The 19404-nt window shown below is 65.1% G+C and carries 16 protein-coding genes and 2 pseudogenes; 8 read left to right on the top strand and 10 right to left on the bottom strand.

The window, feature by feature from the left end:
- The first annotated feature begins 14 nt into the window (after positions 1 to 14).
- Together CAG00_RS14650 and CAG00_RS14655 are read left to right on the top strand one after the other, a co-directional pair.
- Positions 15 to 845, top strand: coding sequence for an oxaloacetate decarboxylase (locus tag CAG00_RS14650; RefSeq protein ID WP_085664581.1), 831 nt, complete (start codon positions 15 to 17; stop codon positions 843 to 845).
- On the top strand, positions 845 to 1534 hold the full coding sequence (locus CAG00_RS14655; protein ID WP_085664582.1) for an extensin family protein: 690 nt from the start codon (positions 845 to 847) through the stop codon (positions 1532 to 1534). Before CAG00_RS14650 ends, CAG00_RS14655 begins: the two co-directional genes overlap by 1 nt.
- Before the next feature lie 12 nt (positions 1535 to 1546).
- Here the strand turns inward: CAG00_RS14655 and CAG00_RS14660 are convergent, their stop codons facing one another.
- On the bottom strand, positions 1547 to 2167 hold the full coding sequence (locus CAG00_RS14660) for a hypothetical protein (RefSeq protein ID WP_025337950.1): 621 nt from the start codon (positions 2165 to 2167) through the stop codon (positions 1547 to 1549).
- Positions 2168 to 2270: 103 nt separating this feature from the next.
- On the opposite strand from CAG00_RS14660, the gene CAG00_RS14665 reads away from it, so the two are divergent.
- A complete protein-coding gene (locus CAG00_RS14665) occupies positions 2271 to 3047 on the top strand; it encodes a class I SAM-dependent methyltransferase (protein ID WP_085664583.1) in 777 nt (258 codons plus the stop codon).
- Positions 3048 to 3176: 129 nt separating this feature from the next.
- Here CAG00_RS14665 and CAG00_RS14670 read toward each other — a convergent pair whose 3' ends face one another.
- Positions 3177 to 3818, bottom strand: a complete 642-nt coding sequence (locus tag CAG00_RS14670; RefSeq protein WP_085664584.1) for a TetR/AcrR family transcriptional regulator — start codon at positions 3816 to 3818, stop codon at positions 3177 to 3179.
- A 149-nt stretch (positions 3819 to 3967) separates the two neighbouring features.
- On the opposite strand from CAG00_RS14670, the pseudogene CAG00_RS29065 reads away from it, so the two are divergent.
- A pseudogene (locus CAG00_RS29065) lies at positions 3968 to 4116 on the top strand (DNA-binding response regulator); the annotation flags it as partial.
- A 38-nt stretch (positions 4117 to 4154) separates the two neighbouring features.
- Here the strand turns inward: CAG00_RS29065 and CAG00_RS14680 are convergent.
- Positions 4155 to 4549, bottom strand: a pseudogene (locus CAG00_RS14680) (DUF5801 repeats-in-toxin domain-containing protein); the annotation flags it as partial.
- 172 nt (positions 4550 to 4721) lie between these two features.
- Here CAG00_RS14680 and CAG00_RS14685 point away from each other — a divergent pair.
- Both CAG00_RS14685 and CAG00_RS14690 read left to right on the top strand, forming a co-directional pair.
- Positions 4722 to 5822, top strand: a complete 1101-nt coding sequence (locus CAG00_RS14685) for an efflux RND transporter periplasmic adaptor subunit (RefSeq protein WP_085664585.1) — start codon at positions 4722 to 4724, stop codon at positions 5820 to 5822.
- A gap of 6 nt (positions 5823 to 5828) precedes the next feature.
- The gene (locus CAG00_RS14690) at positions 5829 to 8894 is read left to right on the top strand and encodes an efflux RND transporter permease subunit (RefSeq protein WP_025337956.1); all 3066 of its coding nucleotides are present in this window, start codon (positions 5829 to 5831) and stop codon (positions 8892 to 8894) included.
- 129 nt (positions 8895 to 9023) lie between these two features.
- On the opposite strand, the gene CAG00_RS14695 is transcribed toward CAG00_RS14690, so the two are convergent.
- The 3 genes from CAG00_RS14695 to plsB all read right to left on the bottom strand — a co-directional run bounded on the left by CAG00_RS14695 (position 9024) and on the right by plsB (position 12708).
- Positions 9024 to 9713: a DUF4197 domain-containing protein gene (locus CAG00_RS14695; RefSeq protein WP_085664586.1), complete on the bottom strand. Its 690-nt coding sequence runs from the start codon at positions 9711 to 9713 to the stop codon at positions 9024 to 9026.
- A 33-nt stretch (positions 9714 to 9746) separates the two neighbouring features.
- Entirely contained in the window at positions 9747 to 10145 is a 399-nt protein-coding gene (locus CAG00_RS14700) for a YbaY family lipoprotein (protein WP_085664587.1), read from the bottom strand.
- A gap of 76 nt (positions 10146 to 10221) precedes the next feature.
- The gene (plsB, locus tag CAG00_RS14705; RefSeq protein ID WP_085664588.1) at positions 10222 to 12708 is read right to left on the bottom strand and encodes a glycerol-3-phosphate 1-O-acyltransferase PlsB; all 2487 of its coding nucleotides are present in this window, start codon (positions 12706 to 12708) and stop codon (positions 10222 to 10224) included.
- Between the two features lie 231 nt (positions 12709 to 12939).
- On the opposite strand from plsB, the gene CAG00_RS14710 reads away from it, so the two are divergent.
- A complete protein-coding gene (locus CAG00_RS14710; protein WP_003252255.1) occupies positions 12940 to 13149 on the top strand; it encodes a cold-shock protein in 210 nt (69 codons plus the stop codon).
- A gap of 153 nt (positions 13150 to 13302) precedes the next feature.
- Here the strand turns inward: CAG00_RS14710 and CAG00_RS14715 are convergent, their stop codons facing one another.
- The 4 genes from CAG00_RS14715 to CAG00_RS14730 all read right to left on the bottom strand — a co-directional run bounded on the left by CAG00_RS14715 (position 13303) and on the right by CAG00_RS14730 (position 18458).
- Positions 13303 to 13683: a hypothetical protein gene (locus tag CAG00_RS14715; protein ID WP_039614802.1), complete on the bottom strand. Its 381-nt coding sequence runs from the start codon at positions 13681 to 13683 to the stop codon at positions 13303 to 13305.
- Between the two features lie 17 nt (positions 13684 to 13700).
- Positions 13701 to 14513 (bottom strand): putative RNA methyltransferase, encoded by an 813-nt coding sequence (locus CAG00_RS14720; RefSeq protein WP_025337963.1) that lies wholly within the window; start codon positions 14511 to 14513, stop codon positions 13701 to 13703.
- A complete protein-coding gene (dapE, locus tag CAG00_RS14725) occupies positions 14513 to 15664 on the bottom strand; it encodes a succinyl-diaminopimelate desuccinylase (RefSeq protein ID WP_085587666.1) in 1152 nt (383 codons plus the stop codon). The genes CAG00_RS14720 and dapE overlap by 1 nt, the downstream gene beginning before the upstream one ends.
- 202 nt (positions 15665 to 15866) lie before the next feature.
- On the bottom strand, positions 15867 to 18458 hold the full coding sequence (locus tag CAG00_RS14730; RefSeq protein WP_075043974.1) for a glycosyltransferase: 2592 nt from the start codon (positions 18456 to 18458) through the stop codon (positions 15867 to 15869).
- Positions 18459 to 18577: 119 nt separating this feature from the next.
- Here CAG00_RS14730 and tcdA point away from each other — a divergent pair, with 119 nt between their 5' ends.
- Positions 18578 to 19387 (top strand): tRNA cyclic N6-threonylcarbamoyladenosine(37) synthase TcdA, encoded by an 810-nt coding sequence (tcdA, locus tag CAG00_RS14735; RefSeq protein ID WP_162276773.1) that lies wholly within the window; start codon positions 18578 to 18580, stop codon positions 19385 to 19387.
- Positions 19388 to 19404 lie beyond the last annotated feature (17 nt).

Below are 19404 nucleotides of genomic sequence, written 5' to 3' on the forward strand. Positions count from 1 at the left end.
CCGGAGGTTGAACCATGGATGTGCAAACCCTGCGAGCCGAAGCCTTCAAGACCCTGCACGAGCGTGACAGCGCCTTCGTCATCCCCAACCCGTGGGATGCTGGCTCGGCCAAGTTGCTGGCCAGCCTGGGCTTCGAGGCGCTGGCCACCACCAGTGCCGGCCTGGCTTTCAGCCTGGGCCGTCCGGACGCCGAAGGCGCCTTGAGCCTGGACGATACCCTCGATAATGCTGGCGAGATTGTCGACGCTACCCCCTTGCCGGTGGCCGCTGACCTGGAGAACGGCTTTGGCGACCTGCCCGAAGATTGCGCCCAGACCATTCTGCGGGCCGCCGAAGTCGGCTTGGTGGGTGGCTCTATCGAGGATGCCAGTGGTCACAGCGATACGCCGATCTATGATTTCGGGCTGGCAGTAGAGCGTGTGCGCGCAGCCGTGCAGGCCGCACGCAGCCTGCCGTTCCCGTTCACCCTGTGCGCCCGGGCAGAGAACCTGCTGCACGGGCGCATGGACCTGGACGACACCATCCTGCGCCTGCAGGCCTATGCCGAGGCTGGGGCTGATGTGCTTTATGCGCCCGGGCTGCGTACTGTCGAGGAAATCCGCGCGGTGGTGCAGGCCGTCGCGCCGCGGCCGGTGAATGTGCTGATGGGCATGGCGGGCGTGCCGCTGAGCGTCAACCAGTTGCAAGACCTGGGTGTACGCCGCATCAGCGTCGGCTCGTCGCTTGCCCGTGCCGCGTTGGGGGCCTTCCACCGGGCCGCGCTGGAGATTCGCGATGAGGGCACCTTCGGCTACGGTGAGCAGGCGCTGCCGTTCGCCCAACTCAACGACCTGTTCCGCCGTTGATGAAGGCCGTGCTGGCGTTGCTGGCCGGCCTGTCGGTGCTTGCGGGGCTGGCCTGGCACCTGGGTTGGCGGCTGCCCGCCGCGTGGAACCCGTGGGCGCCGCTGGACGTGCGTCAGCCCCCCAACCTGCTGACCCCCTACAAGCTGTCCCGCCTTCGTGATGACCCGACGCTGTGTCGCCTGGCACTTCAAACCAGCCAGCTGCGCTACCGGGCACAAGCCGACAGTTCGGCTGCTGCCGACTGCCCATTGCGGAACGTATGGCGTATCGACGGTGGTCAGGCGCGGCTCGGCGGCAGCTTCCTGGCCAGTTGTCCGTTGGCAGTGGCGTATGCACTGTTCGAAAACCATGGCCTGCAGCCTGTGGCGCAACGGGTGTTGGGGCAGCCGGTGGCTCAGGTCGACCACCTGGGCAGTTTTGCCTGCCGCAATGTCTACCACCGCAAGCAGGGCCGGCTGAGCCAGCACGCCACGGCCGATGCCCTGGACATCAGTGGCTTTCGCCTGCAGGACGGCCAGCGCATCGTCCTTGCGCGGGACTGGCAGGCGGGCGGGCAGAAAGCGGAATTCCTTCGCGAGGTGCAGCAGGCGGCCTGTGACAGCTTCAGCACGGTACTGGGGCCGGACTACAACGCTGCACACCACAACCACTTTCATGTGGACATGGGCCGCTGGCAGATCTGTCGTTGAGCGTGGGCGCGTTCAGGCGTGGGCGCGCACGTTGTTCAGCACCACCGGGCGTGCCCAGTGGATGTCGAACTCCAGGTCGGTCTGCTGCTTGGCCAGGGTGGCGTCATCGAACGGTTCGGGCGCCGGGTCCAGCAGGTTGGTCTCGAACTCGGCGATCGGCAGGAACAGCGAGCGTGGGGTAGGACCGGGGCCGGGTTCGGCAATCGGGTGACCTTGGCTCATCACCACCGGGCGTAGCCAGCTGTTGCTGATGTCGAGCTGGCGCTGCTGCTCGATCAACTCGACTGCGCTGAACGGCTCGGGGGCGGGCGGCAGCAGGTTGGCTTCGAGTTCTGCTTTGGGCAGGAACAGTGGCTCGGGCGGTGCCACCTCGGTGTCGTGTACCGGGCAGGCACGCTGGGCGTCGATCAGGGCCAGCGCACGGGCGCCGCCGATCGGCTCGCCGCTGCTCTGGTCGTATTGCACGAACGACTGGCTGACGCTGTCTACCGGCTCTTCCTGCTGCTCGGCCATGGCCCGGGCAAAAAAATCCTGCCACAGGTGGCTGACGCCCCCGAGTGCCTGGGTGTTGTGCTGACTGTAGTTGCCGACAGGCGACAGGTAGGTCAAGCCGATGGGAAGAGTATCTGACATGGCAGTCGCGCGCGTTGTGCTCTGGCAGAATAGCGGGATATTGCCTGTATCGGCCGAAGTAGCCGATACATTAACGGCTGGGTTCAATTTCTAGGTGTGAATGATGGAAGAGCAGGGCACAGGTATCCGGGTCGAGGCGCTGTCGGCTGAATTCGAGGCGCAAGCCGCTGCATGGGCACAGCGCCTTGAATTGCCGCTGCTGGACGATGCTGCCGGGTTTGCCGTGCAGGTGGGCGTTGATGGCTTGCAGATCCAGCAATTGGGCCCGCAGGCCCCGGGGCCGGTGCGGGTCGACTTCGTCGAAGGCCAGGCCGCGCACCGGCGCATGTTCGGTGGTGGCAACGGGCAGATGATCGCCAAGGCGGTGGGCATTGCCCAAGGCGTGCGTCCGCAGGTGCTGGATGCCACTGCCGGGCTGGGCAAGGATGCGTTCGTGCTGGCCAGCCTGGGCTGCCAGATGACCCTGATCGAACGCCAGCCGCTGATTGCCGCATTGCTGGAGGATGGCCTGGCGCGGGCGCGGTCGGATGAAGAGGTGGGGCCGATCGTGGGGCGCATGCGCCTGCTGACCGGCAACGCCATCGAGCGCATGCGCGCCTGGGAAGGCGAGGCGCCACAGGTGATCTACCTCGACCCGATGTTCCCGCACCGGGACAAGAGTGCACTGGTGAAGAAAGAAATGCGTGTGTTCCGGCCCTTGGTGGGTGATGACCTGGATGCCCCGGCCCTGCTCGAAGCTGCCCTGGCGCTGGCCAGCCACCGGGTGGTGGTGAAGCGGCCGCGCAAGGCGCCGATCATCGACGGGCCGAAGCCGAGCCACAGCCTGGAGGGCAAGTCGAGCCGGTATGACATTTACCCGAAGAAGGCCCTCAAGGCCTGATTTGGCTATGCCTGTTCGGGCATCTTCGCGGGTAAACCCGCTCCCACAGGTGCTGTACAAACTTCAAGATCACATCGACCCTGTGGGAGCGGGTTTACCCGCGAAGAGGCCCGCACAGACAGCCTGATCTCAGGGCTGGAATGCCCGCAGGAACACACCTACCACCTCGCGCACATGCGCCTCGGCCTCATCCCCCTCCAGCGGCCCCACGCACCCAAGCAGCAACCGGTAATCCGGTGCGCCCTTGACCAGGCAGAAGAAGTGCTCCGCCGCACGCAGCGGGTTGTCGATGCGCAGCAGCCCGCGCTCGTGCGCCCCGCGCAGCAAAGCTTCCATCCCCGCCAGCACGCGCTTGGGCCCGGCTTCGTAGAAGTACTCGCCAAAGCTCGGGTCCAGGCTGCCCTGGGCCATGATCAGGCGGCTGAGCTTGACCGCTTCATCGCTGCTGATCAGCGCCTGGAAGCCACGGGCAATGGTCAGCAGCACCTCTTCCACCGGCGCCCCCTCGGGGTACTCGAACAGCAGGTCGGGCAACTGGATCTGGCAGGTTGCCATGACCGCCGAGGAGAACAGCGTCTGCTTGTCGGTGAAGTGGCTGTATACGGTGAGCTTTGAAACACCTGCCGCCGCAGCGACCGCATCCATGCTGGTGTTGGCGTAGCCAAGGCTGAGGAACAAGGCCTTGGCTGCTTCGAGAATCGCCTCGCGTTTGGCCAGATCCTTGGGCCGGCCCGGGCCGATGGGGGCGTCGTTGGACATTGTGGTCTGCATCTGGTTGAAGAAACACCATCTTAACGGGTCAGGCGCCATCCGGCTAAAGCCTGCGGGCAAAACCTGCTGTTTGTCAGCGAAAAGCTGATCGACAGTGAGGTAGGAGATCGAGTGCAGCAAAAGCCCGACGCATGGCAAAAAATTGACGGTTCCCAGATGCGCTGGACCCGCTCGGGGTAGTTGCCGAACTCGCGCGCACTGGCGGAATGAAAGTGCTGGTGCTCAAGGGGGTGTACGAGACCGTCCCCGTTGCCCAGGCCATCGAGGCAGCGCGCTTGGCATCGTACTGGCCGAGGATTCGCCGTCGAGGCGAGTGCTTTGGCGGAGAAGAACACGATCTCCGTCGGTCTTGGTCGCGGTCAAGGTCACCAGGTTGTTGGCGGTCAGGGTCTTCGAGTCATCGGGGTTGCTGGTGTCGGGGTGCACGATGGCGCGAAGCTGGTTGAGGGTAACGGAACCGTTGCTGGCGAGGCTGACGGTGAACACCAGATGGTTGCCGATGGCGAACGGCCTTCCACCACGGCGCCATTGAGCGACAGGTTGACAGCCGAGCCGGTGGCCGTGTCGGTCAGGCCAGAGGTGCCCGTCACCACGCGCAGGGCGTAGGTGAGCGTACCGGCACCATCGTTGCCGAAGGCCGAGGTGAAGTTGGCGGCGAAGCTTTGCGTGGCGTCGGTCGTCAGGTCCGTTTCATCGACGGTCAGGACCGGTTCCGTGCCGGTGGTGCCGATGAACACCTTGTTCAGCAGATTGACGGCATCGTCAGGATTGCCCGTGTTCGGGTGCTTCAGCGGCTGGTATTCCACCGTCCAGATCTTTGCCGCCTCTTCCCGGCATCCGTTGCCTGACTTAATATACTCTCCAGTACAAATATTGAATGTGCCCTCCGCGAAAGGATTCATCATGTTGCGCCATGCCTTGTCCATCGCTCTGTCCGCCGCTGTCGTGCTGTTGCTGGCGGCGTGCGGCCAGGAAGCCGCCCCACCCGCAGCGCCGCGCCCGGCGCTGGTGGTGCAGCCGCAGCCGGCCGAAGCCGCTGCCGACAGTTACCCCGGCGAAGTGCGGGCGCGCTTCGAGCCGGAACTGGCTTTCCGCATTGGCGGCAAGGTCAGCAAGCGCCTGGTCGAGGAAGGGCAGCGGGTCAAGGCCGACCAGCCGCTGGCCGAGCTGGACCCGCAGGATGTGCGCCTGCAACTGGAAGCCAACCGTGCCCAGCTGGCGGCCGCCGAGGCCAACCTGTCGCTGGTGCGCGCCGAGCGCGATCGCTACCAGAAGCTGCTGGACCGGCAGATGGTCAGCCATTCCCAGTTCGATAACGCCGAAAACCTCTACCGCGCCGGCCTGGCCCGGCTGAAACAGGCCAAGGCCGAGTTCGACGTGGCTGGCAACCAGGCTGAATATGCTGTGCTGCGCGCACCCCAGGCCGGGGTGATCGCCAAGCGCCAGGTGGAAGTGGGCCAGGTGGTCGCCGCAGGGCAGACCGTGTTCACCCTGGCCGCCGATGGCGAGCGGGAAGTGGCCATCGGCCTGCCGGAGCAGCAGTTCGCCCGCTTCGCCGTGGGCCAGCCGGTGAGCGTGGAGCTGTGGTCGCACCCGCAAGAGCGCTTCCAGGGGCGTATCCGCGAGTTGTCACCGGCGGCCGACCCGCGTTCGCGCACCTTCGCTGCCCGCATCGCCTTTATCACGGCCGCCACGCCGGCGGAGCTGGGCCAGAGCGCCCGGGTGTTCATCGCCCACGAAGGGCTGGTCCCGCTGGCGGTGCCGCTGTCGGCAGTCACTGCGGAAAACGGCCAGGCCTACGTCTGGCGGGTCAACAAGGACAGCCGCCTGGAGCGGGCAGTGGTGCGCCTGGGGCCCTACGGCGCCGACAGCGTGCCCGTGCTCGAAGGCCTCGCCCCCGGCGACTGGGTTGTCGCCGCAGGTGGCCATGTATTGCGCGAGGGCCAGGAGATACGCCCCGTGGACCGTACCAACCGCGTAGTGAACCTGACGGCCAAGGAGTAAGTCCCGATGGGTTTCAACCTTTCTGCCTGGGCGCTGCGCAACCGCCAGATCGTCCTGTTCCTGATGATCCTGCTGGCGGCCATTGGCGCCATGTCCTACACCAAGCTCGGCCAGAGCGAGGACCCGCCGTTCACCTTCAAGGCCATGGTCATCCGTACCCTGTGGCCCGGTGCCACTGCCGAGGAAGTGTCGCGCCAGGTCACCGAGCGCATCGAGAAGAAGCTGATGGAAACCGGCGAGTACGAGCGGATCGTCTCGTTCTCCCGCCCGGGCGAATCGCAGGTCACCTTCATGGCCCGCGACTCGCTGCATTCCAAGGACATCCCCGAGCTGTGGTACCAGATCCGCAAGAAGGTCGCGGACATCCGCCACACCTTGCCGCCGGAAATCCAGGGCCCGTTCTTCAATGACGAGTTCGGCACCACCTTCGGCAATATCTATGCGCTGACGGGTGAGGGCTTCGACTACGCGGTGCTCAAGGACTATGCCGACCGTATCCAGATCCAGTTGCAGCGGGTCAAGGACGTGGGCAAGGTCGAGCTGATCGGCCTGCAGGACGAGAAAATCTGGATCGAGCTGTCCAACCTCAAGCTGGCCACCCTCGGCGTGCCGCTGGAGGCCGTGCAGCAGGCCCTGCAGGAGCAGAATGCGGTCAGCACCGCCGGCTTCTTCGAAACGCCCAGCGAGCGCCTGCAACTGCGGGTGAGCGGGCGCTTCGACAGCGTCGAGCAGATTCGCCAGTTCCCCATCCGCGTGGGGGACCGCACCTTCCGTATCGGCGATGTGGCCGAGGTGCACCGCGGTTTCAACGACCCACCCGCACCGCGCATGCGCTTCATGGGCGAGGATGCCATTGGCCTGGCGGTGTCGATGAAGGACGGCGGCGACATTCTGGTGCTGGGCAAGGCATTGGAAAGCGAGTTCGAACGCCTGGCGCGCAGCCTGCCGGCCGGCATGGAGCTGCGCAAGGTCTCGGACCAGCCGGCGGCGGTCAAGGCTGGCGTGGGCGAGTTTGTCCAGGTGCTGGTCGAGGCGCTGGTCATCGTGCTGCTGGTGAGCTTCTTCTCGCTGGGCCTGCGCACGGGGTTGGTGGTGGCGCTGGCCATCCCGCTGGTGCTGGCCATGACCTTCGCCGCCATGCACTACTTCGGCATCGGCCTGCACAAGATCTCCCTTGGCGCGCTGGTGCTGGCCCTGGGCTTGTTGGTCGATGACGCGATCATTGCCGTGGAGATGATGGCGATCAAGATGGAGCAGGGCTACGACCGCCTCAAGGCGGCTAGCTACGCCTGGAGCAGCACCGCCTTCCCGATGCTCACCGGCACCCTGATCACGGCGGCGGGCTTCCTGCCCATCGCCACGGCAGCCTCCAGTACGGGCGAATATACCCGTTCGATCTTCCAGGTGGTGACCATTGCCTTGCTGACCTCCTGGGTGGCCGCAGTGGTATTCGTGCCTTACCTGGGCGAGCGCCTGCTGCCGGACCTGGCCAAGCTGCATGCCGCGCGCCATGGCAAGGACGGCCACGCGCCAGACCCTTACGCCACACCGTTCTACCAACGTGTGCGGCGTGTGGTGGAGTGGTGCGTGCGGCGGCGCAAGACGGTGATCCTGCTGACCATTGCCGCCTTTGTCGGCAGTATCCTGCTGTTCCGTTTCGTGCCCCAGCAGTTCTTCCCGGCCTCCGGGCGCCCGGAGTTGATGGTCGACCTGAAACTGGCCGAGGGTGCCTCGCTGGCCAACACCGCCGAGCGGGTCAAGCAACTGGAGGCGTTGCTCAAGCAGCAGGAGGGAATCGACAACTACGTGGCCTATGTGGGCACCGGTTCGCCGCGTTTCTACCTGCCGCTGGACCAGCAGCTGCCGGCGGCCAGCTTCGCCCAGTTCGTGGTACTGGCCAAGTCGATGGAAGACCGTGAGCGCCTGCGCAGCTGGCTGATCAGCACCATGGACCAGCAGTTCCCCGACCTGCGTGCCCGGGTCACTCGCCTGGAAAACGGCCCGCCCGTGGGTTACCCGGTGCAGTTCCGGGTGACTGGCGAGCACATCGAGAAGGCCCGTGCGCTGGCCCGCGAGGTGGCCGACAAGGTGCGCCAGAACCCGCATGTGGTGAACGTTCACCTGGACTGGGAGGAGCCGAGCAAGGCGGTGTTCCTCGAGATCGACCAGGACCGCGCCCGCGCCCTGGGCGTGAGCACCGCGCACCTGTCGAGCTTCCTGCAAAGCTCGCTGACCGGCACCACGGTCAGCCAGTACCGCGAGGACAACGAGCTGATCGAGATCCTGCTGCGCGGCACCCGGCAGGAACGCAACGAGCTGGGCAACCTCGGCAGCCTGGCATTGCCGACCGACAATGGCCAGAGCGTGGCGCTGTCGCAGGTTGCGACCCTGGAGTACGGCTTCGAGGAAGGCATCATCTGGCACCGTAACCGCTTGCCGACGGTGACCGTGCGCGCCGATATATACGACAAGGAGCAGCCGGCGACGCTGGTGAAGCAAATCGAGCCTACCCTGCATGATATCCGCGCCAAGCTGCCGGATGGCTATTTGCTGGAAGTGGGCGGCACGGTCGAGGACTCCGAGCGCGGGCAGAAGTCGGTGAATGCCGGCATGCCGCTGTTCGTGGTGGTGGTGCTGAGCTTGCTGATGATCCAGCTGCGCAGCTTCTCGCGCACGGTGATGGTGTTCCTCACCGCGCCGCTGGGGCTGATTGGCGTGACCTTGTTCCTTTTGGTGTTCCGCCAGCCGTTCGGCTTTGTCGCCATGCTCGGCACCATTGCCCTGGCGGGGATGATCATGCGCAACTCGGTGATCCTGGTGGACCAGATCGAGCAGGACATCGCGGCGGGGCTGGAGCGCTGGCAGGCGATCATCGAAGCCACGGTGCGGCGCTTCCGCCCGATCGTGTTGACCGCACTGGCAGCGGTGCTGGCGATGATTCCTTTGTCGCGCAGTGTGTTCTACGGGCCGATGGCGGTGGCGATCATGGGCGGGTTGATCGTGGCCACGGTGCTGACCCTGCTGTTCTTGCCGGCGTTGTATGCGGCCTGGTTCAGGGTGAAGAAGGGCTGAAGACCGCAGGGGAGGGCTTTGCCCTCCTATCGCGACACAAGGCCGCTCCTACAAAGGTCCTGCATTCGCCGATCAATGTGGGAGCGGCCTTGTGTCGCGATGGGCTGCAAAGCAGCCCCCAGGGGGCCCTCAGAGGGCGCCGAAGACCTTCTTGGCCAGGCTGGTAGCCGCCTCAGCCGGGTTCTGGCGAATGCTCTGCTCCTGCTTGGCAATCATTTCGAACAGGCCATCCAGTGCCTTTTCAGTCACGTAGTTCTCGATGCTGGCGCTCTTGGCATCGACCACACCCAACGCCACGGCCTGCCCGGCAAAGTTGTTGTACTGCTGAGCCAGGCCAACCTTGTCGGTAGCCTGCTTGACGATCGGCAGGAACTTGGCGCGGATCTGCTCGCGGCTGCTCTTGTTCAGGTACTGGGTGGCCGAGTCGTCACCGCCGCTGAGGATGCCCTTGGCATCGGTCACGCTCATGTTCTTCACGGCATCTACCAGAATCGCCTGGGCCTGCGGCACGGCAGCCTCGGCGGCCTTGTTCATGCTGGTTTCCAGGGCTTCGACCTGTTCACCCTTGCCGAACATCTTCATCGCCTTGGCGGCCTTGCCCAGGTTGCCAGGCAGTTCGATGCGCACGTCGGGGTTGTCGCTGAAGCCGCCCGGGGTGCTCAGCTGCTTGACGGCCAATTGTGCGCCTTGGGTCAGTGCATCCTTCAGGCCGCCAGTGGCATCTTTCTGGGTCAGATCGCCAAGCGACAGGGCCAGGGCACTGGCCGACAGTAGCAGGCCGGCACACAGGGTGGTGAAGCGCAGGGAAGTGCGGATCATGAAGCTTTCCTTGTAAACAGATGAATACGGGGGTCAGCGGACCGGATCGACCTTGATCCGCACGGGCTGTGGGTCACTGCCGTCGAGCATGACGCCGTGGTGTTCGGTGTTGATGAACAGCAGCTTGCCGTCCAGCTCGATGCGCGCGCTTACCGCATAGCGGTGGCCGGGCTTGACCTGGGCCGGGTCGTAGGTGAGGTGGAACGGCAGCGGTACGTTGCCTTTGACCGGGCCGGCCTGACGGGCCAGGGTCACCGCCGGGGCGTCCATCAGCGAGACGTCCTGCAGTTCCACGCTGAGGGTGGCGGCAGGTGGCAGGGCGCTGCGCTGCAGGTAGAAGACTTCGCCATCCAGGCTGGCCTGGTTGGACGGGGCGTGGCTGGAACAGGCTGCGAGCAAGGATGCGCAACACAGCATAAAGAGCTTTTTCATGGTATCTCCGAAGTCCTTGGCGTTGGCTTTTGGCCAACCCCAGGGACTTTAGCGGATTTTCCCGGCTGATAAAGCCTCAGATGGTGGAAGTTTCCAGCCCGTCTTCACGGTGCAATGCCACCTGGCGGATCGACAGGCGCAGTTCCGCCGACAGCACGCGCTTGGCCACGCCTTCGGCCAGCTCGCCGAGCTTGTCGTGATAACCCAGCTTGCCCTGGGCATCTGCATGCAGCACGCCTTGCTCGAGCAGGGTCTGGATGAAGTGGCGGAACAGGGTCTTGTCGAAGAACTCCGGGGCGTTCAGGCCGTGCAGGATCGACAGGCGCTGGGCCATCATCACGCACAGGTCTTCCAGTTCTTCGGCGCTGAGGCTGTTCTGGCCGCTGTTCAGCAGCAGCGAGGTGGCCATGTAGAAGCGCTGCAGGGTCTGGGTGATGGTGCGGGCGAGCAGGGTCAGCAACACGAACTGCCGCGAGCTGGGTGCCGGGCGAATGTAGGTGTCGTTGTCCTGGCGCAGCAGCCCTTGCTCGACCAGTACGGTCAGCCACTGGTCGATCACCGCATCCAGTTGCTCCGGCGTCCAGCGCAGGAACAGTTCGGCCTGCAGGTAGGGGTACAGCGCGTGCACATACTGGCCCAGCAGTTCGCGGCTCATGCGCGAACTGCTGAGGAAGAAGCTGGCCAGCAGCGCCGGCAGGGCGAAGATGTGCAGCACGTTGTTGCGGTAATAGGTCATCAGTACCGCGTTGCCTTCATCCAGGTACAGGATGCGGCCCAGGGCGTCCTTCTGCTCGGCCACCAGGTTCATCCCGCGCACGTGTTCGATCAGCGCCTGGCCGTCGCCGTCCGGCAGGGTGGTGTGCGGTGAGTAGGGCACCTGGCGCAGCAAGGCCAGGTACAGGTCGAGCACGCGGGTCAGGGCGCGCTCGTCCAGGGCCAGGCGGCTGGTGGACAGCAGCGCCAGGGCCACCAGGTTGACCGGGTTGATCGCGGCCGCCTCGTTGAGGTGGCGGGCCACGGTTTCACCCAGGCGGGTGGTAGTGGCGTTGAGCCAGGCCGGGCGGTACTGCGGGCCGTGGTCCTGTTCACGCCAGCCGGGCTGTTGCTGGTCGAGGAAGCCGGCCAGGCGGATCGGCTCACCGAAGTTCACGTATACCTGGCCAAAGCGCTGCTTGAGCGCGCCGAACACCTTGAAGATATCGAAGATCGACTCTTTCTTCTTGCTGGCACCGCGCAGCTCGCCCAGGTAGGTGCGGCCTTCGAGCACGCGCTCGTAGCCGATGTACACCGGCACGAACACGATCGGCGTGCGCGACGAACGCAGGAAGCTGCGCAGGGTAATGGCCAGCATCCCGGTGCGCGGCTGCAGCATGCGCCCGGTGCGCGAGCGGCCGCCTTCGACGAAGTACTCGACCGGGAAGCCCTTGGTGTACAGGGTGTGCAGGTACTCGTTGAACACCGCGGTGTACAGCGGGTTGCCCTTGAACGTGCGGCGCATGAAGAAGGCACCGCCACGGCGCAGCAGGTTACCCACCAGCGGCATGTTGAGGTTGATGCCCGCAGCCACATGCGGCGGTGTCAGGCCGTTGCGGAACAGCAGGTACGACAGCAGCAGGTAGTCGATATGGCTGCGGTGGCACGGCACATAGATCACTTCGTGGCCGGGGGCGATGCCTTGCACCTGCTCGATGTGGTTGACCTTGATGCCGTCGTAGATCTTGTTCCAGAACCAGCTCAGCACCACTTCGAGGAAGCGGATGGCGGTGTAGGTGTAGTCCGAGGCGATTTCGTTGCCATAGCGCAGAGCCTGGGCTTCGGCCTTGGCCAGCGGCAGGTTTTCGCGCTGCGCCTCATCGACGATGGCCTGGCGCACCTGGGGCGCGTGGATCAGGCCCTTGACCAGGTTGCGCCGGTGCGAGATGTCCGGGCCGATGACGGCGGTCTTGAGGTTGCGAAAGTGCACGCGCATCAGGCGCTGGGCCATGCGCACGGTGCGCTCGTGGCCTTTGTTGTGCTGTACCAGTTCGCGCAGGTGGATGGGTGCGGAGAACTGCACCCGGGTCTTGCGCCCGAGGATCAGCACGGTCAGCAGCCGGCGCAGGCGCCCGGTAACCGCCCAGCTGTCGGCGAACAGCAACTTCCACGGGCTGGATTCACTCGCCGGGGTCTGGCCCCAGAACACACTGACCGGAATGATCTGCGCATCCTCTTCGGCGTGCTGGCTGACGGCGGCGACCAGGCGCTCCAGGGTAGGCGGGGCGCCGCGCTTGTCATGGCGGCCGAGCCAGTCCGGGTCCGGGGTCAGGTAGAAGAACGCCGCCGGTTCCTGCAGCGGGCCAACCGCCACCGGCAGCACCGGGCGCGGCAGGCCTGCCTTGGTGCATTCATGGTCGAGCACGGCCAGGTCGGTGAGCGCGGGCGAGGGCAGGGCATAGAACACCGGGCGGCTGCGGTCGAGCTTGAGGGTGAGGGAGGACTGGTTGATGGTCTCGGAGCGCACCCACAGGTACAACAGGCGACGCAGGGCGCCGAAGATCAGGCGGCGCAGGGGGGAACGGGTCATGGGGTGTGTGCCCTGGGTGTGGTTTTCAGGTGGGTATCCAGCCAATTAGTCTGCCGTATCCGCGCAAGTTCAGCAAAAATCGCCGAACGGCGCGACGGTCATCAAATTTTTTTGTTCTGTGTCATATACTCGGCCTGCCACTTGCAAGATATTTGCGCAAGCGGCGTCGACACAGGGAGGGACTCTGTGTCTGCAAGGCGATCTTCACAATAAAAATCCGGAGTAGTTCAGATGTCGTCTCGTGAGACTGGGAATGTAAAGTGGTTCAACGATGCCAAGGGTTATGGCTTCATTCAGCGCGAAGGTGGTGCGGATGTATTCGTCCACTATCGGGCGATCCGCGGTGAGGGGCATCGTACCCTGGTCGAAGGACAGCGGGTGGAATACGCCTGCGTGCAGGGCCAGAAAGGCCTGCAAGCCGAGGACGTGGTAGGCCTCTGAGCCTCTGCTGTAATGGCCGGCTGACGCGGCCTGTGTAGGAGCGGCCTTGTGTCGCGAAAGGGCTGCGTAGCGGCCCCGGCAACAGGTGCCGTGCCGCCATTGTCAGGGGGCCGCTTTGCGGCCCTTCGCGACACAAGGCCGCTCCTACAGGAATCAACCTCCGGTGCGCCAGGTGATTTCCTCTTCACCGTCGGCACTGATGCGGACCCAGCGGTCGGCATCTTCTTCCCCATCTTCCTCCACCCAGCCACCTGGCGCGCAGCGCACTTCCACGCCCAGTGCGGCGAATGCGGCGCGGGCGCAGGCAACGTCATCGGCCCACGGCGTCTGGTCGCTTTCCAGGTACAGGCTGTTCCATTTCCCTACAGCCTTGGGTAACCAGGTGACCGGAATGTTACCGGCCTGGCATTTGAAGGTATGGCCTTTCTGCTTCCATTCGCTGCATGGGCCGATTGCCTGGGCGAGCCACTCGGCAATCTGCTTGTGGTCGACGTCGGCGTCCTTCAGGTAGATCTCGATATCAGGTTGGCGCATAAGGGCTCCGGGTGTGCTCAGTCTTGGCGCACGAAATAGTCATAACGCATGGAAACCGTGACCTCGAACGGCTCGGGCTGGTCGATCACCCGGGCACGCTTTTCGGCACTGGCACGCCAGCCGTGCGGGGTCATGGCCAGCAGGTCGGCGCGGGCCTTGGGCGCGGCCAGGCTCAGGCGGAACTCCAGGGTTTCGCTGTGGGCATGGGCCATGCCTTCGGGGACCAGGGCCAGGTGTTTGTCGTCGGCGTAAGGGCGTACTTCATCGTAGAGCACTTCGCGCAGCTCCATCAGGTGGCCGCTGGTGGGGCCGACCCGCATCAGGCCGCCGCCGGGGCTGAGCAGGCGCTTGGCCTCGGCCCAGTCCAGCGGGCTGAACACGCTGGCGATGAACTGGCAGCTGGCGTCGGCCAGCGGCACGCGGGCCATGCTGGCGACCATCCAGGTAACCTCGGGCGCGCGGCGGCAGGCACGCTTGACCGCCTCACGGGAGATGTCCAGGGCGTAGCCGTCGGCGGCCGGCAGCGCCTGGGCGATCTGCGCGGTGTAGTAACCCTCGCCACAGCCGATGTCCAGCCAGGCACCGGGCTGGCGCTCGGCGGCCAGCTCGGCCAGGCGGCGCGCCACCGGCGCGTAGTGGCCGGCGTCGAGGAAATCGCGGCGGGCTTCGACCATGGCCTGGTTGTCACCCGGGTCGCGGCTGTTCTTGTGCTGCACCGGCAGCAGGTTCAGGTAACCCTGGCGGGCGCGGTCGAAGCGGTGGCCGGCCGGGCACACCACACCGTTGTCGAGCCGGCTCAGCGGTGCCTGGCAAAGAGGGCAGGCGAGCATCAGGCGAGCAACCGGACCAGGGTCTGGTAATAGATTTCGGTCAGCAAATCGAGGTCGCTGGCCAGGATCCGCTCATCCACCTGGTGGATGGTGGCGTTGACCGGGCCGAGCTCGACCACCTGGGTGCCCATGGTGGCGATGAAGCGGCCATCGGAAGTACCACCGCTGGTGGACGGCTGGGTGTCGCGGCCGGTGACGCCCTTGATGCTGGCCGAGACGGCGTCCAGCAGTTCGCCCGGTTCGGTGAGGAACGGCAGACCCGACAGCGCCCAGTCGATCGACCAGTCCAGTTCATGCTTGTCGAGGATAGCCGACACCCGCGCCTGCAGGCCTTCGACGGTGGACTCGGTGGAGAAGCGGAAGTTGAACAGTGCGGTCAGCTCGCCCGGTACCACGTTGGTGGCGCCGGTACCGGAGTTGAGATTGGAGATCTGGAAGCTGGTCGGCGGGAAGAACGCATTGCCTTCGTCCCAGTGCTCGGCCGCCAGTTCCGCCAGGGCCGGTGCGGCCAGGTGGATCGGATTGCGCGCCAGGTGCGGGTAGGCCACATGGCCCTGCTTGCCGCGCACGGTCAGCTTGGCGCCCAGCGAGCCACGGCGGCCGTTCTTGACCACGTCACCCAGCAGGGTGGTGCTGGAGGGTTCGCCGACGATGCACCAGTCCAGGCGCTCGTTGCGTGCTTTCAGGCGCTCGACCACGGCCTTGGTGCCATGGTGGGCCGGGCCTTCCTCGTCGCTGGTGATCAGGAACGCGACCTTGCCGCGGTGGTCCGGGTAGTCCTGCACGAAGCGCTCGCTGGCAATCACCATGGAGGCCAGGCTGCCTTTCATGTCGGCGGCGCCACGGCCGCAGAGCATGCCGTCGGCGTCGATCAGCGCTTCGAACGGCTCATGCTGCCATTGCTGCACCGGGCCGGTCGGTACCACGTCGGTGTGGCCGGCAAAACACAGCACCGGGCCATCCTGGCTGCCGTGGGTGGCCCAGAAGTTGTCGACGTCCTCGAAGCGCATCGGCTCGAGCTGGAAGCCCACGGCGCCCAGGCGGTTCATCATCTGCGCCTGGCAGTCGGCGTCGACGGGGGTGACCGAGGGGCGGCGGATCAGGTCGCAGGCCAGTTGAAGGGTAGGCGAGAGCTCGGCAGGGGCCGTCATGGGGGACTCCGGGGCAAGGCAAGGCGGGGAAATCTGAGGGGCGTTATCTTATATCAAACCGTCAGGCCGATGGGGCCGCTTTGCGGCCCATCGCGACACAAGGCCGCTCCTACAGGCGATCTCGCCATATCTGACGGGATGCGATCCCCTGTAGGAGCGGCCTTGTGTCGCGATAGGGGCGCAAAGCGCCCCCCCGCCATTCTCAAGCCTGCTGCGCCTCGACGGCCTTTTCCCCTGGCTTGGGCAGCGAAGACAGGAACGCCATCACCAGCGCCGCCACATAAGGCAACGACTGCACCAGCAACATCGCCACCCAGAAGCGCATGTCCGAGCTCGGCAGCCCCTGTACCAGGTAGATGCCCAGCGCTGCGCCCCACAGCAGCAACATGATGAACAGCTCTTCCCGCGCCTCGGAAATCGCCACCAGCAGCCCGTGGCTGTCGGCGTTCTTCGGTGTGCGGAAGAACGGCATGCTGCTGGTGAAGAACCCGTACAGCACCGCCTTGGCAATGGTATGCGACAGCGCCAGCCCGGCCAGCGCCGCAGCAAAGGCATCCTTCAGGTTCACCCCTACCGCGCGGCGGTAGAGGAAGATGATCTTGCCGACCTTGAAGAAGAACAGTGCCAGCGGCGGAATGGCAAAGATCATCAGCGGCGGGTCGACCCGGTGCGGCACGATGATCATCGCCGCCGACCACAGCAGCGCGCCGATGGTAAAGAAGATGTTCATGCCATCGGCGATCCATGGCAGCCAGCCGGCCAGGAAGTGGTAGCGCTGGCCGCGGGTCAGCTCGCTGCCCTTGCCGCGCAGCAGGGCGCTGGCGTGGTGCTTGATGATCTGGATGGCGCCGTAGGCCCAGCGGAAGCGTTGCTTCTTGAAGTCGATGAAGGTGTCGGGCATCAGGCCCTTGCCGTAGCTGTTGTGGGCATAGGCGGCCGACAGGCCCTTCTCGAATACCCGCAAGCCCAGTTCGGCGTCCTCGCAGATGCACCACTCGGCCCAGCCCAGCTCTTCCAGCACGCTGCGCCGGGTCATGGTCATGGTGCCGTGCTGGATGATCGCGTCACGGTCGTTGCGGGTGACCATGCCAATGTGGAAGAAGCCCTTGTACTCGCTGTAGCACAGCTTCTTGAAGGCGCTTTCGTGCTGGTCGCGGTAGTCCTGCGGCGACTGCACCACGGCAATCTTCGGGTCGGCGAAGTGCGGCACCATGTGCTTGAGCCAGTTGCGGTCGACGCAGTAGTCCGAGTCGATCACCGCGATCACTTCGGCGTCCTTGGCGGTGTGCGGGATCAGGTAGTTCAGCGCGCCGCCCTTGAAACCGGCCAGGGGCGCGACGTGGAAGAACCTGAAGCGCTCGCCGAGCTTCTCGCAATGGGCCTTGAGCGGCTCCCACACGGCCGGGTCCTTGGTGTTGTTGTCGATCACCAGCACTTCGTAGTCGGGGTAGTCCAGCGCGGCCAGGGCATCTAGGGTCTGTTTGACCATCTCCGGCGGCTCGTTGTAGCACGGCACATGCACCGACACCTTGGGCCGGTAGGCGCTGTCGGCCTGCACCGGCAGGAATTCGCGCCGGCGCTTGTGTATCCATACCGCCTCGGCCAGTTCGTGGGCCTCGGTCAGCAGCACGATGAACACGCCCAGCGCGCCGAGGGCCAGCAGCACGCCCACGGTCAGGCTGAACCAGGTGCTGTATTGCTGGCTGTAGTCGTAGGCGATCCATACCAGCACCGACCCGCACAGGAAGGTGATGAAGGTCAGGAAGGTGCGGCCGCGCTGGCGCAGGGCCGAACCGTCGATGAACAGCACCATCAGGGCAATCATCGCCAGCACCACCGAGGCCACCGCCAGGGCGCGCCATTGCGGGATCGCCACCACCGGGCCGTCAAAGTTGAATTTTTGCTGGCGCTCGGCGTTGTACACGCCCCAGTAGGCGCCGACCGAGCCTTCGTCACTGGCCTTCCACGGCTGGTCGTAGGCCTCGATGACGAAGTAATTGTAACCACGGCGGTTGAGGGTGTTGACCAGGGTACGCAGGTAGATGGCCTGGTCGGCCTGGGTGGCATCGGCGCCGCCGCGCATGCGGCCGTTGCTCGGCCAGCCGACTTCCGACAGCAGCAGGGGTTTGCGCGGGAACTGGTGCTTCAGTTCGCGGGCGCGGTCGAGCACGAACTCGACCGAATCCTTCATCGGCACGAACTCCCAGTACGGCAGGATGTGCGCGGCAATCAGGTCGACGTGCTTGGCCAGCTGCGGGTTTTCCTTCCAGATGTGCCACTGCTCACTGGTGGTCACCGGCACCTTGACCGCTGCGCGTACCCGGTCCAGGTACTTGATCAGGTTTTCCGGGGTGACTTCTTCGCGGAACAGTGCCTCGTTGCCGACCACAACCCGCACCACGCTGCGCGAGGTGTTGGCCAGCTGGATGGCTGTGGCGATTTCGCGTTCGTTGCGCTCCAGGTCCGGGCTGATCCAGATGCCCAGCGTCACCCGCAGGCCGAATTCCTCGGCCAGGCGCGGGATATCCGCCTGGGTACCCTCCACGGTGTAGATCCGGATGCTGTCGGTCAGTTTGCTCAACTGCTCCAGGTCCTGGCGCATCTCGTCGTCACTGGGGTACTGGCCCTTCTGCGGGCTTTCGCCCAGACGGAACGGTGAATACGAGAATCCAGAGATCTGTTCTGGCCAGGCGGGGGCGGAGACCGGGCGGTTGATCAGCGCCCAGAACCCGGTGAACAACGCGGCGATGGCCAGGACCACGACCAGGTTCAGGCCGAATTTACGTGAAGACATTGTCGTCCATATGTGTCGAAGTGATAGGACATTAAAGCAGGGTTGATAGTCTCTTTCCTAACGATGCAGGCCATGGGCCCGCTGGCATATAATGCGCGCCGGTTTTTTGGGGTATGAACATGAGCACAGAAGATCCACGCTTCGCCGGCGTTGCCCGGCTGTATGGCGACCAGGGGTTGCACCGTCTGGGCCAGGCCCATGTGGCCGTGGTCGGTATTGGCGGGGTAGGCTCGTGGGCGGCGGAAGCGCTGGCCCGCAGTGGCGTGGGCGAGATAACCCTGTTCGACCTCGACGACGTGTGCGTCAGCAACACCAACCGCCAGGCCCATGCGCTGGATGGGCAGGTGGGGCGGCCCAAGGTCGAGGTCATGGCCGAGCGCCTGCGGGCGATCAACCCGGCGTGCACGGTGCATGCAGTGGCCGACTTCGTCACCCGCGACACCATGGTCGAGTACATTACCGAGAACCTCGACTGTGTGATCGACTGCATCGACAGCGTCATGGCCAAGGCGGCGCTGATTGCCTGGTGCCGGCGGCGCAAGATCGCCATCGTCACCACGGGTGGCGCCGGTGGGCAGATCGACCCGACACAGATCCAGATCGCCGACCTGAACAAGACCTTCAACGACCCGCTGGCCTCGCGAGTGCGTTCCACCCTGCGCCGCGACTACAACTTCTCGCGCAATGTCAGCCGCAACTATGGCGTGCCATGCGTGTTCTCCAGCGAACAGCTGCGCTACCCCAAGGGCGATGGCAGCGTTTGCCTGCAGAAAAGCTTCGTGGGTGAGGGCGTGCGGCTGGACTGCTCGGGTGGCTTTGGCGCGGTGATGATGGTGACCGCGACCTTTGGCATGGTGGCGGCGAGCAAGGCGGTGGAAAAACTGGTAGCGGGGGCGCGGCGACCTTCGGAGCGGGTCAAGCCTGAATAACTGCTTCTGGCCCACTC

Source organism: Pseudomonas sp. B5(2017), from assembly GCF_002112825.1.
Taxonomy (GTDB): Bacteria; Pseudomonadota; Gammaproteobacteria; order Pseudomonadales; family Pseudomonadaceae; genus Aquipseudomonas; species Aquipseudomonas putida_Z.